Genomic DNA, 13,373 nt, shown 5'->3' with positions numbered 1-13,373 from the left:
CGAAGAGGTGGAAGAGGACGCGCGCATCATCACGGCCGCCCTCCGTAGCGATTGACCAACTGGGTCAGGTCCTGCTCGTCCACCGCGTTCTGGGTGCCGACGAGGTCCTGGTTCCAGTCGTAGTAGGGCTTGGACTCGGTGGCCGGGGTGGTGCCCAGGCGGTTGGCCGTGGCGAGCAGGTCCACGAAGTCGAGCTGCCCGTTGCGGTCGAAGTCACCGTTGCCGGCCACGCCGCGCTCGGCGGTGGCGGACGGGTAGATTTCCCACATGCCGCGCCCGAAGGTGGCGATGCGCAGCAGGCCACCCGTGCGGCCGACGTACATGTCCATCACCCGCACCAGCGGCAGGCCCACGCCGTAGCGCTCCCACGTCGCACCCTGGTTGGTGGTCCGGTACACGCCCAGGTCCGTGCCCGCGAAGAGCGTCTGGTTGGTGTCGTCCGACGGGTCGAAGCGCACCACCTGCACCGGCACGTTGGGCAGGTCGCCGGTGATGTTCTGCCACGTCTGGCCGCGGTCCCTCGTGAGGTACACGCGGCCGGTGCCCGCGGGCAGCGAGGCGGACGCCGTCACGCTGGAGCCCACGAACATGTCACCCGGGGTGATGCCTTCGTGGTTGGGCGGGAAGTCCACGCTGTTGGTGTTCTGCGGAGACTCCGCGATGTCGACCGTACCGTTGCCGTTGAGGTCCACCCCCATGCGGTTGGTCACCGTCCACGTGCAGGACGCGGCCGGCGTGTCCAGCGTGCAGCCGGACATGACGCGGAAGCGTCCGGCCGTGGCGGCGACGCCGTACAGGCCGTCCACGGTGGACGAGACGCCGAGGGCCCGGACGCCGTTGACGGTGTCGCACGCGCCCAGGTGCTGCCACTGGCGCACGTCCGTGCCGCTCGGCGTGCCCACCAGGCGGAAGACGCCGTAGGTGGTGCCGGTGATGGCCGCCGGCCGGTTGCCGGTGTTGATGGCCCGCACCTTGGTGAGGAACGTCACGCCGTCACCGGCGCAGCCACCCGCGGCCGCCGTGGTGGGCGGCGCCAGGGTGCGCCACGTGTTGCCCACGCCCTGGTTGCAGCCGCTGTTGCCCGCCGTGTCCGGGTCGCACCAGCGCGTGGAGCTGTTCTGCACCGAGCCCCAGAACACGCTGTCCTCGCCCACGCGGGACGCGGCCACGCCGATGCCGTCGCCGCCGATGACCTGGTTGAAGGTGGTGGGCGACGCCTGCGAGTCGCGCATGCGCGTGCCGTTGTCCTGCAGGCCCGCGAAGGCGACGAACGCGTTGCCCGTGGCCGGGTCACCCGACGCGACGTTGTACATCAGGTGCGTCACCAGGCCCCGGTTGGGGAAGCGCCAGTGCACCGTCTCCTGATTGATTTTGCCGGGGGTGAAGACGTCGGTGGACGTGAAGAGGCCACCGTCGCTGCCCACCATCACCATGTAGCCGGTGGGCGTGCGCAGCACCTGCGTGACGTGCCAGTCCGCGTGGACGTACGGCAGGACGCCGTCATCCGTGGTGGCGTTGGTGGTGGACGTCGGCAGCCAGTGCGACACCAGCTCCCACGTGGGCTGCCCCTCCATGCCGTTGATGGTGCGCAGGCCGCAGTAGGTGCCGCCGAGGATGACGCGGTTGTTGTCCCCCGGGTCCACCGCGATGGTGGCGTTGTACCAGGCCTGGGCGCCGTGCACGTTGATGCTGATGCAGCGGGCGCTCGAGGACGCGAAGGCGGGGTTGCGCGGCGAGCCTTCGCCCTTGCTGCCGCCGGAAACGTCCTGCCACGTGTTGCCCGCGTCCGTGGAGCGCCAGATGCCACCGCCATTGGCCACGTTGGTGCGCCGGCCCGTCAGCGCGAACAGCACCGTGTGCGTCGGGTCCTCGGAAGGCGTGCCCGCGGCGAGCGCCACGCGGCTGATGTCCGGGAGCGTGCCGGTGGTGGTGTTGTTGTCGGGCAGCGCGTTGGCCGCCGCGCGCGAGGACCAGGTCAGGCCCGCGTCCGTGCTCACCCAGATGTCGCCCTGCACCGCCGTGGAGGCAGTGGGGGCCGCCGAGGTGGGGCTCGCGTAGGCCGTGCCGCTGAGGGCCCAGCGGCTCACGCCGCCCACCTGTCCGGTGTAGGCCATGGTCCAGACGGTGTCCGGCGTCTGCGTGCCCACGTTGGGCAGGTCCACCAACTGGAACGACGCGCCCGAGTCGGTGGAGCGGTACAGGCCCGCCTCCGTGCCGACGAGGATGATGTTGGGCGCGCTCGGGTCCACCTTGAGGGCGCGGATGCGCAGCGGGCGCACCGTCAGGCCGCCCGAGCCAGCGGGGTATGTGCCCACCAGCGACACCGGCGTCTCCCAGCTCGCGCCACCGTTGGTGGTCTTCACCACCTGTCCGCCGGCCAGGTCCACGAAGTCACCCAGGCCCAGGTACAGCGTGTCCGGGTTCTGGGGGTCCATGTCCATGTCGCCCACGGCCAGGTTGCCCAGCGTCTCCGTCAGCGGGTGCCAGGTGGGGTCCGGGGAGAAGAGGTTGAACGTCTTCCACACGCCGCCGCCCGAGGTGGCGACGTACGCGACGTTCTGATTGCGCGGGTCCACGGCGATGTTGGTGAGGCGGCCGGAGTCCACCTGCGTGTAGCGCGTGCCGTTGAACTGGAAGAACGCGTCGGTGGGGCCCAGGTTCACCCAGGCGTTGGCGCTCTGCCCCAGCCCCTTCTGGCCCGGAGTGCGGGGCATCCGGTCCGCCCAGCGCTGCGCCTCGGCGCGGGCCTCGGCCAGCAGCGTGTCCGAGTCCTGCTTCGTGGGAATGCCCCACTGGGCCTTGTGCGCCATCCAGCGGGCGAAGGCATCGTCGATGTCCTCGACCTCGTAGTCGCCGTCCTCGAACAGCTCCTCTTCGACGGCGGCCTTCAGCTGCGGGGGTGCGTCCTCGCCGGGCTGCTGCATGAAGTCCTCGAAGCGCAGACGGCGCTGCTCCTCGGCCCATACGCGGTATGCGCGGACGGACGCGGGAGCAGCCAGCGCCAGGACACCAGCACCAACAGCCATGGAGACGACGACTCGTCTTCGCATGTGCAAGCGGATTTCTCCAGAAACCGGGTTACAGATAGATGTGCAGGAGGGAAACACGAACGGTAGCGGGACACACACCCCTACAGTCAAATCGTGATAAAACGGTGCGACTGCAGGGCAGGCACTCGACGGCCCCGGAGCGTCGTGCCGCGGGCGGCCTTGACGGAGGCGGAAAAGACTCGCCGGGTCGCTGTCACCTGCCGGGCACCGCGCGCACTCGGACGTTGGAGGTGGAGCGCGTGCCGGAGAGACTGCCGCGCCGTGGACCCCCGACGCACGCACCCTCGGCTCGCCCTGCTGTCCCTGCTGGGAAATGTCTCTCTCGTCGCCTCATGGGCGGTGCTGCTGACGCGGCCCGCGGGCTGGCAGGTGGTGGGGCCGGTGCTGCTCGCCGGCTTCCTCGTCCTGCGGGTAGGCGGCGCGTGGCTCTACGCGCTGCGCCAGTCCGGAGGCTCCGCCGTCGCGCGCCGCAACGCGCTCTTCACCACCGCGCTCGCGGCGGTGGCGGTGGGCCTGTGGGTCTTCACGCTGCTGCGCGGGCCCGCGGGTCGGCTCTAGGCGCGGGGCCCGCGAACGCAACGCGGGCGCCCCCTGGTGGGAAGCGCCCGCGTAGGACAACCCGAGTCTTCGCGTGAAGCCTAGACGTTGAAGCGGAAGTGCATGCAGTCGCCGTCCTGGACGACGTACTCCTTGCCTTCCACGCGCAGCAGGCCCTTCTCCTTCACGGCGGACTCGCTGCCGAGCTTCACCAGGTCCTCCCAGCGCATGACCTCGGCCTTGATGAAGCCGCGCTCGAAGTCCGAGTGGATGACGCCGGCCGCCTGCGGGGCCTTGTAGCCCTTGTGGATGGTCCACGCGCGGCACTCCTGCTCGCCGACGGTGAAGTACGTCCACAGGCCCAGGAGCTTGTAGCCCTCGCGCGCCACCTTGTGGAGGCCCGGCTCCTTGAGGCCCGCGCTCTCCAGGAAGCCCGCGCGCTCCTCCTCGGGCAACTGCTGGATTTCCGACTCCATGGCGGCGGCGAGCACCACGACCTCAGCGCCCTCCTTCGCGGCCATCTCCTTCACGGCCTTCACGTGCCGGTTGGCGTCTTCCTTGCCAATCTCCGACTCACCGATGTTGGCCACGTACAGCACGGGCTTGTCGGTGAGCAGGAAGAGGTCGCTGATGACGGCGCGCTCTTCCTCGGTGAGCTTCTGCGCGCGCACCGTGGTGCCCGCGTCCAGGCCCGCCTTGATGCGGTCCAGCAGGGCGACCTCGGCCTTCGCCTCCTCGCCCACCTTGCCGCCGACCTTGGTGTTCTTGAGGCTGCGCTCGCGGCGCTTCTCCACCGTCTCCAGGTCCTTGAGGCACAGCTCCGTGTCGACGACATCCCGGTCCCTCACCGGGTTCACCCCGCCCTCGACGTGGGTGACGTTGTCGTCCTCGAAGCAGCGCAGCACGTGCAGCACCGCGTTCACCTGGCGGATGTTGCCGAGGAACTGGTTGCCCAGACCTTCGCCCTTGGACGCGCCGCGCACGAGGCCGGCGATGTCCACGAACTCAATCGAGGTGGGAATCTTCTTGAGCGGCTTGATGAGCGCCGACAGCTTGTCGAGCCGGTCATCCGGCACGGGCACCACGCCCACGTTGGGCTCGATGGTGCAGAAGGGGTAGTTGGCCGCCTGCGCGCCCGCGGCGGACAGCGCGTTGAACAGGGTGGACTTGCCCACGTTGGGGAGCCCGACGATGCCGATGGAGAGAGCCATGCTGATTCCCTGGAACGCGCGCGCCGGGGGGCGCGCTTCCCCGAACTAGGCGGTGCGACGGACGGCGCCGGTGCCGCCCACCGGCAGGCCCTGCACGAACTGGTCAGCCAGGGCGCGGTGCTTGCTGTCGTCCATGCGCTCGTTGATGAGCTTGCTCGCCACCTCGATGGACAGGTCCACCGCCATGGCGCGGACCTCGGCGATGGCCTTCGTCTTCTGCTCCTCAATCTCGCGGCGGGCGGAGAGCTTGAGCTCCTCGGCCTCCTTGCGGCTCTTGGCCATCAGCTCCTCGCGGAACTTCTCCATCTCCGCCTGGATGCGGCGGGTGTCCTCGGCGGCCTGGCGGCGGGCCTCGGCGATGGCCGTCTTCTGGTCGGCGAGCAGCTTCTCCGCCTCGGCGCGCTCACGCTTGGCGCTCTCGATGGCGTTGGCAATCTGCTTCTCGCGCTCCTGCACCAGCTCCAGGATGGGCCCCCACGCCTTCCAGCGCAGGACGAAGAACACGATGACGAAGGTGACCAGGGTCCAGAAGATGAGACCCGGCTGGACCGACACGAAGCTGCTGGCGGCGAGGACGGAGGGCAGGAACATGACGGGTGTCCGGCGAGAGGGAGGGAGGCTGCGAAAGCGACGCTTCTGACTGCGACCGGCGAGAAGCCGGCACCCGCGCGTGAGGCCCGCGGGCACCGGCTCTTTCAGTCCGGTGATGCTGCGGACTGCTTCAGCCTGCTCAGGCCGTCTTCGTGGCGAGCAGGATGCAGACGACCAGCGCGAACAGCGTGGCGCCTTCGATGAGGGCCGCCGCGATGATCATCGTGGTGCGGATGTCGCCACCAGCGGCCGGCTGACGGCCCGTGGCGTCCATGGCGGCGGCGGCGAGCTTACCGATGCCGAGGGCGGCGCCGATGATGGAGAGACCGGCACCGAAGCCGGCGGCGAGGAAGGCGAGAGCGAGGTTCGTCATGGGAGCACTTCTTCTTTCGTAGGCGATGACCCGCTTGTGGGGGGGTCGTTTCAATCCCTTGAGGACTACCTCCGGCGGCCTTTCGAACCGCCGGGTCTTCTGCGCGGGGCGCCCTACCGCACGCGCCCCGCTAACTTGTCAGTGGGCGTGGTCGTGACCGTGGCCACCCTCGTGGCCGTGTCCGTGGTCGTCATGGGCGTGGTGGCCCATGGCGACGCCCATGCCGATGAACAGCGCGGACAGCATCGTGAAGACGTACGCCTGCACGAAGGCCACGAACAGCTCGAGCAGGTAGATGGCGAAGGCGAAGGGCACGCTCACCGCGGCGACCCCGGGGTGGCCGAGGATGAAGATGAGGCCCAGGAGGAAGAAGAGGACGATGTGGCCCGCCAGCATGTTGGCGAACAGACGCATCGTGAGGGCGAAGGGCTTGGTGAACAGGCCCAGCACCTCGACGGGAATCATGATGGGCCACAGCCAGGGGGCCACGCCGCCGGTCAGGTGCTTCAGGTAGCCGCCGAAGCCCGCCGCGCGGATGCTGGCCACCTGGGTGACGATGAAGGTGCACACCGCCAGGGCCAGCGTGACGCCGATGTTGCCGGTGGCCGTGGACATCCAGGGCACCAGGCCCAGCAGGTTCATGAAGAGGATGAAGAAGAACGCCGTGAGGAGGAACGGCACGTAGCGCGGGCCCTCCTCCTTGCCGATGTTCTTGATGGCCAGCTCGTCGCGAACGAAGAGCACCAGCATCTCGATGAGGTTGGCGCCCGTGCCGCGCGGCACCAGCTTCGTCTTGTCGCGGTTGCTCCACACCAGGACGGTGATGAGCAGCAGCGCCGCGGAGATGAACATGAACACCGTGTGCTTGGTGAGGGACAGGTCCAGGCAGCCCTCCATCAGGCCCGGAATCACCTCGCCGTGGTCCGTCATCTTCGGCGTGCAGTTGCCGACGGTCCACGTGGGCAGCTTGCCCAGGTGGATGGGCGTGCTCAGGGGGCGCTCAATCTCCAGCTCCCGCGAGTCGGTGACGTGGTGGAGGATGTACCCCGGCACGTCCTCGTCATGCCCGCCCGCGGCGGCGCCGTGCTCACCGGCGGGGGCGCCGTGCTCCTCCGCGGCATGCTCGCCGTGCTCCGGCGAGGCCCACGCCGTGGCCGCGAACAGACTGGCGATCAGCACCATTGCCTTGCGCATCACTCGTCTCCGCCCGCCGCGCCCTTGGACGCGGCCATCACGTAGCTCACTTCAATCCACTGCAGCGCGAAGTAGACGCCGAAGAAGCCGGCGATGAACGGCACCGCCGCCAGCCCCCGCGAAATCATCCCCAGCAACCCGACCAGCACACACACCGCCCGGAGCGCGAACACCACGCCCACCACCTTCAGCGCGGCGTTGAGGTCCTGCTTCACCGCCCGCCGCTTCAGCAACAGCGCCACCGCCCCGCTGGCCACCGCCAGCCCCACCCCCCACAGCGCGGAGACCTTGTCCTCCACCACCGGTGGCAGGAGCGCGGCAACCGCCACGCCCACCACCGCCACGCCCGCCGCCAGCCCCGCGTGTCCCCAGAAGGGGTCCTTCCCGTCGCCCTTCCCCGTCACTTCCGCTTCCCCAGTCGAGCCATCTCCCGGAGGAATCCGTAGAAGCCCACGCAAATCCCCACCAGGCTCAGCCCCACCAGCAGCCACGGCCCCGTCCCCAGCCACTTGTCCAGCCAGTAGCCGCCCAACACCCCCACCACCGCACCGCCCGTCAGCTTCCACACCGCCGCGATGTAGGGCTCCGCCGCCCTCATCTGCCGCGCCGTCTCGCCCAGCTCGCTGCCGTCACCCTGCTTGTCTTCCCGGGGCTCCTTCACCGCCATTCGGACGCCTCCCCAAACCCCGGGAAAACCTCGGGTTTCCTGCGCCACCCGACCCCGTCCATTCACGCGCGGGCGCCGCTTAGCACCGAATGCGCGGCACACGCAATGGGTACCATCCGGCGCTGGACAGCGGCCCACAGCGGCGATTGCGGCACCCGGAAGCTGCGCTATCGCGATCTGCCCCGGCAGGGGTGGAAACCGCGTGTCCTCCCTCTGAAGGCCGGGAGGAGGCTGGCCGGGAACGCCTCGGCTCCCCGGCCGGCTTCCAGCCGTGACGGAGTCGTGGGGGCTCCCATCAAGCCAGACGGCGGGGCCATCTGCTCCGCCGCCCAGGAGGCCGGGGTTCCAGCGGCGGGCTCATTGCTCCTCGTCGCCCGGGGACTCGCGTCGCCAGCTTGCTCAAGGACACCGCATTCGCTTCTCGGAGGACTCCATGCCGAAGCCGCTCGCGCTCACGTCCCCCCGCTTCAAGGATGGAGACATCATCCCCATCGCCTACACGGGCGAGGGCGAGGACCTCTCCCCACCCTTGCAGTGGTCGAACCCGCCGGCCGGGACGAAGAGCCTGGCGCTCATCGTGGAGGACCCGGACGCGCCAGACCCGCAGAACCCCCAGATGACCTGGAGCCACTGGGTCGTCTACAACCTCCCGCCCGGCGCACAGGCCCTGCCCGAGGGCGCCAACCCGGACGTGCTCCCTCCGGGCGCGCGCCAGGGCATGAATGACTGGAACCGCCAGGGCTACGGCGGGCCCATGCCGCCGGTGGGGCGCCACCGCTACTACTTCCGCCTGTACGCGCTGGACACCGTGCTGCCCGATTTGGGCCGGTGCACGCGCCAGGACCTGCTGGACGCGATGGAGGGCCACATCGTCGGCGAGGCGGAGCTCATCGGCCTGTACCAGAAGGTGCACCACCGCGGCGCGGAGTGGGGCGCGGGCGGCATGCCCCACTGAGCACGCGGGCAACGCAGGCCGCGCCCCGTCCCGCGCGGATGGGGCGCGCGGTCCTCCGCCACGGCGGAGCACCATCCCGACACGGGATTACCCCTGCAACTCCACGGTCGAGTGAAGCGCCGCCGACACGCGACTGCCCCGCCATCTTAAGGGGAAGCCCTGAGGGCCGGCCCCGGGCTGTGGGCTGGTGGGCGAAGTGAGGGGGTCACCCCTACCCCCCGGCTTGAAACCGGTGGGAGAGTGGGGGTGCCGTGACAGCCGCCACCAACCTCCGGGCCATCTACGGCCCCTTCGATGCGATGCCCGTGGGCGTCGCCGTCATCCGGGACCGAAACTTCGTCTACCTGAACGAGGCCCTGTTGACGTTCCTGGGCCGCTCCGCCGAAGCCCTCCTGGGACAGCCCTTCACGTCGGCGCTGGACGAGGCCAGCGCGGCGGAGCTGGCCGGACGGCATGCACGGCGGCTGCGCGGCGAGCAGGTCCCCACCACCTACGAGGCGACGGTGCGCACCATCTCCGGCGACCGGCGCACGGAGATGACCGTCATCCCCAACGGGGACGACTATGTGGTGATGGTGCGGGACGCCACCTCGCGCAGCCGGCGCCGCGCGGTGCTGCAGCGACTGGCGGAGCTGGGCGCGGGGCTGCCCGCGCTGCGCACCGAGGGCGAGGTGCTGCGCCGCGTGTTCTCCGGACTGGAGGAGCTGGGACTGGCCTTCACCTGGCTGTCGCCCGAGGGCCCCGGGGTGCGGCTCGGACAGACCTTCGTGCCGGCGCAGATGGTGCCTCCGGAGGCCCAGGCGCTGAGCGGCCGCTGGGTGCGCGACGTGGTGGGCCGGTGGCCGGCGGTGCTGGAGCGCGCGTGGCGCGAGGGCGCCGCGTACTCGCCCGAGCTGCCCCAGGAGGCCGGCCGCTTCCTGGAGGAAGACGCGCCCTCGCTGGCGGACGTGGTGCGCGTGGGCCTGCAGCGGGCGGGGCAGCCCCACGTCATCGCGGTGCGCATCGACGTGGAGGGCCAGGGGCGGGCGATGCTCGCGCTGGCGGGAGACTGGCTGCGCGAGGAGGAGCTGCCATCCGCGCGGCTCTTCGGAGCGCAGGTATCCGCGGCGCTGGACGCGGCGCTCACCATCTCCCGGCTGTCCGCGCAGAACACGGCGCTGGCCTCGCTCAACCGGCTGGCATCGGAGGCGGCGTCGGCGCCACACCCGCATGCCTTCTTCGGCCCGGGCACCGCGGAAATCGTCGACCTGCTCGGCTGCGACGCGGTGGCGCTGCTGCTGCCCCTGGATGGCACGCAGGAGGTGGAGCTGGCGTACGCGCGCGGACTCGAGGACGGGTCGTCGGAGCGCTTCGCGCGCCTGTGGCACGCGGGCGGCCTGGCCGGCCAGGCGGAGCATGACGGAGCCCCGCTGGAGCGCGACGTGCAGGCCTGCCCGGGGCCCCTACGCGAGGAGCTGACGCGGCAGGGCATCCACACGTTGGTGGTGGTGCCGCTGCGGGTGCGCTCGCGGGGCGTGGGCATCCTCACCGTGCTCTTCCGCGAGCGACGGCCGCTCACCCCGCTGGAGCGGGAGACGCTGCAGGCCATGGGCAGCCACTTCGCGGCGGCCATCGAGTCTCACCGGCTGCTGCACGAGCTGCGCGGGCGCGCGGAGGACCTGGCGCTGCTGCACGAGGTGGCCAAGGCCCTGGCGGCAACGCTGGAGCTGGACAAGCTGATGGCCACCGGCGTCACCAGCCTGGCGCGCATCGTCGACACGCCGGATGCGTACGTGCTGCTGCCGGACTCCACCGGCGAGCGGCTGGAGTTTCGCTCCGCGACGGGCAACCATCCGGAGCTGCTCGGGCGGGCATTGCCGATGCTCCCGGCGTACTCCTCGCTGTCCGCGCTGGCCTTCCAGACGCGCGAGGTGGTGCTCGTGGAGGACGCCGAGGCGGACCTGCGCGTCAATCAGGAGTTCCGGCGCATCAGCGAGGCACGCGCCTTCCTGGTGCTGCCGCTGGTGGTGCACGAGCGGCCGGTGGGCGTCATCATGGCCGTGGAGACGCGGTGGCCGCGCCGCTTCACGCCCGCGGAGGTGGAGCGCGCGAGCGCCATCGCCAACCAGCTCGCGCTGGCCCGAGAGGGCGCGCGGCTCGTGGAGGACCTGAAGGCGAGCTACGTGGAGCTGGCGCGCACGCAGGCGCAGCTCGTGCGCCGCGAGCGGTTGGCCGCGCTGGGCGAGCTGTCCGCGGTGGTGGCGCACGAGGTGCGCAATCCGCTCGGCGCCATCTTCAACTCGGTGGCGTCCATCCGGCGCATCATCGGGCCGGAGAGCACGGCGGTGCCGCTGGTGGACATCGTGGCGGAGGAGGCGGACCGGCTCAACCGCATCGTCGCGGACCTGCTCACCTTCGCGCGGCCTCCGGCGCCGCACCCGTACGCGGTGCCGCTGTCGCCGTTGGTGGAGGACGCGGTGCGCGGCGCGCTGGCGGAAGCGGCCGGCAAGGTGCGCGTGGAGTTGGAGCTGGCGGACGACGTGCCGGCGGTGACGGTGGACGAGCGGATGATGCGGCAGGCCTTCCTCAACCTCGCCATCAACGCGGTGCAGGCCATGCCCCAGGGCGGCATGCTGCGCGCCAGCGTGCGACGCTCACCGGGCTCGCCGGAGGTGGAGGTGCAGTTCGCGGACAGCGGCCCGGGCATCTCTCCCGAGGTGCGCGCGCGCATCTTCGAGCCCTTCTTCACCACCAAGGCCAAGGGCACCGGGCTGGGGCTCGCGGTGGTGAAGCGCATCATCGAGTCGCACCAGGGGCGCGTGTCGCTGGAGTCGCAGCCGGGACAGGGCACGACGTTCCGGCTCTACCTGCCGCTGGACGGCGGCGCGTCGCAGGGAGAGCTGGTCGAGGGCATCTGAGGACTACGGGTGCCCCAGCGCCCAGGCCACGCCGAGCCCGAGCGCGCATGCGCCCGCGAAGATGCCCGCGGCGAGCAGAGCGCGCCGTCCGGGGAGCCGGGGACGTGGCGGCTCCACCGCTTCGTCTTCACCGGTGATGGCGCGGACCAGTTCCAGCCGGCGTGCCTCCACCGAGGCCGCATCCACGGTCTGGGAGATGTCCACGCCGAAGCCCACCTGTGTCTCGCGAGGCGCGCGGCGGGGAGCAGCGGGCTTCGCGGGTGCGCCACGGGGCGCCATGACCGGAGTCACCGTGTTCTCCTGGCCGGTGAACATGGGGACGGGGCGAGCTCCCGTGTTGCGGGCGGCCTCGGCCTGCGCGATGGCCACGAGTACCTTGTTGGCCTCCACGGCCTCGGTGGCGGCGCCGGCTCCGCGCTTCGGCACGGCGGGGATTCTCGACGCGTCGATGGCTTCGGTGACGGCGGCATCCGTGGAGCGCGCAACGGCCTCGGCCACCTTCGATGCGTAGAGCGCCTCGGTGGCGACATCCGTGGAGCGCGCCACGGCTCCGGCGACCTTCGACGCTTCAATGGCTTCGGTAGCGCCATCCGTGGAGCGCGCGACGGCCCCAGCCACCTTCGATGCATCGAGCGTCTCAGTCGCGCCATCCGCGGAACGTGCCACTGCGCTGGCAATCTTCGATGCTTCGAGTGCCTCTGTGGCGCCATCCGTGGAGCGCGCCACGGCTCCGGCCACCTTCGAAGCACTGATGGCTTCGGTGACGGCGGCGTCCGCACCGCGCGCTCCGACTCCGTACATCGCCGTCTTGCCCGGCGCCTGACGCCCCACTCCCGGAGCCCCTTGCGCAGCCTGCGCCCCATGAGCACCGGAGCGCGCGGGCTCCTCGGGAACGAAGTCCTCGGGCGTATCGATGCCGCTGTGCTCGAAGGCGAGCGCATTGGGCGGAGTGAGCACGACGGCGCTCACCTCGCGCTCCGTGCGCTTGCGGGATGTGTCCTCGCGCAGCAACTCCACGAGCGCGTTCGTCTCCGCCACCTTCTCTCGCGGGAACGCACTCTCCATCAGCTTCGCGATGTCCGCGTCACCCACGCCCGGCGTCAGCTTCAGCTTGATGCGCGCCAATTCCGCGCCCAGCGCCTTCGCATCCGGGAAGCGGTGCTCCGGCTCGGGCGACAGCGCCCGCATCAAGAGCGCGTCCAGGCTGGACGGCACGCCCTCCCGGAAGCGCCCCGCCGGCTCCCACGTCGGATACGCCGCGCGCCGCCAGCGCTCCACCGGGTCCCCTCGCTGCGTCAGCGGCCTCCACGCCACCAATTCCCACAGCAGCGCGCCCACCGCGTACACGTCCGCGCGCCGGTCCACGAAGCGCTTCCGAGCCTGCTCCGGCGCCATGTACGTCAGGTTCCCAATCACCACCCGGGGCGCCGTCTGCTGCTCCTTCAGCGTCGACTGTGCCGCGCCGAAGTCGATGATTTTCACCTCGCCCGCGTAGCTGAGGCACACGTTCGCGGGGGACAAGTCCCGGTGCACCAGGTGCAGCGGGTGTCCCTCCTCGTCCTTCGCGTCGTGCGCGTACGCGAGCCCCTCGCACAGCCGCTGCCCCAGGTGCAGCAGCACGCCCAGGGGAATGGTCCTTCCGAGCTGCCGCAGCCGGTACGCGAGCCGGCTCAGCGTCTTGCCCTGCACGTACTCCATGGACAGGTAGAGCTGCCCGTCCACCTCGCCCATGGCGTACACGCGGGCGATGTTCGGATGCGTGAGCCGCACCATCACCCGCGCCTCGTCGCGGAAGCGGCCCACGAAGCGCGGGTCCTCCATGAGCTGCGGCAGGACCTTCTTCACCACGCACGCGCGGCGCTGCGACTCCTCGCGCGCGAGGAACACCTCCCCCATGC

Annotated in this window: 11 protein-coding genes; 3 read left to right on the top strand and 8 right to left on the bottom strand. The window is 70.7% G+C overall.

Annotation, left to right across the window (positions count from 1 at the left end):
* Positions 1–29 precede the first annotated feature (29 nt).
* Positions 30–3,050 (bottom strand): hypothetical protein, encoded by a 3,021-nt coding sequence (locus ACVTJA_RS03290; protein WP_465833701.1) that lies wholly within the window; start codon positions 3,048–3,050, stop codon positions 30–32.
* A gap of 261 nt (positions 3,051–3,311) precedes the next feature.
* Here ACVTJA_RS03290 and ACVTJA_RS03285 point away from each other — a divergent pair, with 261 nt between their 5' ends.
* Positions 3,312–3,608, top strand: coding sequence for a hypothetical protein (locus tag ACVTJA_RS03285; protein ID WP_465833699.1), 297 nt, complete (start codon positions 3,312–3,314; stop codon positions 3,606–3,608).
* Between the two features lie 80 nt (positions 3,609–3,688).
* Here the strand turns inward: ACVTJA_RS03285 and ychF are convergent, their stop codons facing one another.
* The 6 genes from ychF to ACVTJA_RS03255 form a co-directional block, all read right to left on the bottom strand.
* Positions 3,689–4,798: a redox-regulated ATPase YchF gene (ychF, locus tag ACVTJA_RS03280; protein WP_465833697.1), complete on the bottom strand. Its 1,110-nt coding sequence runs from the start codon at positions 4,796–4,798 to the stop codon at positions 3,689–3,691.
* Between the two features lie 45 nt (positions 4,799–4,843).
* Entirely contained in the window at positions 4,844–5,389 is a 546-nt protein-coding gene (gene atpF, locus ACVTJA_RS03275; protein WP_465833696.1) for a F0F1 ATP synthase subunit B, read from the bottom strand.
* A gap of 139 nt (positions 5,390–5,528) precedes the next feature.
* Complete coding sequence (locus ACVTJA_RS03270) at positions 5,529–5,762, bottom strand: ATP synthase F0 subunit C (RefSeq protein ID WP_465833694.1); 234 nt, start codon at positions 5,760–5,762, stop codon at positions 5,529–5,531.
* A 138-nt stretch (positions 5,763–5,900) separates the two neighbouring features.
* On the bottom strand, positions 5,901–6,956 hold the full coding sequence (atpB, locus tag ACVTJA_RS03265) for a F0F1 ATP synthase subunit A (protein WP_465833692.1): 1,056 nt from the start codon (positions 6,954–6,956) through the stop codon (positions 5,901–5,903).
* Entirely contained in the window at positions 6,956–7,360 is a 405-nt protein-coding gene (locus ACVTJA_RS03260) for a hypothetical protein (RefSeq protein WP_465833690.1), read from the bottom strand. Before ACVTJA_RS03260 ends, atpB begins: the two co-directional genes overlap by 1 nt.
* Positions 7,357–7,623, bottom strand: coding sequence for an AtpZ/AtpI family protein (locus ACVTJA_RS03255; RefSeq protein WP_465833688.1), 267 nt, complete (start codon positions 7,621–7,623; stop codon positions 7,357–7,359). Before ACVTJA_RS03255 ends, ACVTJA_RS03260 begins: the two co-directional genes overlap by 4 nt.
* Before the next feature lie 433 nt (positions 7,624–8,056).
* Between ACVTJA_RS03255 and ACVTJA_RS03250 the strand changes: the two genes are divergently transcribed.
* Together ACVTJA_RS03250 and ACVTJA_RS03245 are read left to right on the top strand one after the other, a co-directional pair.
* Positions 8,057–8,578 carry a YbhB/YbcL family Raf kinase inhibitor-like protein gene (locus ACVTJA_RS03250; RefSeq protein WP_465833687.1) on the top strand — a complete coding sequence of 174 codons (522 nt, stop codon included), beginning with the start codon at positions 8,057–8,059 and terminating at the stop codon, positions 8,576–8,578.
* 299 nt (positions 8,579–8,877) lie between these two features.
* Positions 8,878–11,475: an ATP-binding protein gene (locus ACVTJA_RS03245; RefSeq protein ID WP_465840759.1), complete on the top strand. Its 2,598-nt coding sequence runs from the start codon at positions 8,878–8,880 to the stop codon at positions 11,473–11,475.
* A gap of 3 nt (positions 11,476–11,478) precedes the next feature.
* Here the strand turns inward: ACVTJA_RS03245 and ACVTJA_RS03240 are convergent, their stop codons facing one another.
* Complete coding sequence (locus tag ACVTJA_RS03240) at positions 11,479–13,371, bottom strand: serine/threonine-protein kinase (protein WP_465833685.1); 1,893 nt, start codon at positions 13,369–13,371, stop codon at positions 11,479–11,481.
* Positions 13,372–13,373 lie beyond the last annotated feature (2 nt).

It is taken from the genome of Pyxidicoccus sp. M6, from assembly GCF_055568925.1.
Note: the sequence above shows the minus strand (reverse complement) of the source record. Positions and strands in the feature narration are given on the sequence as shown.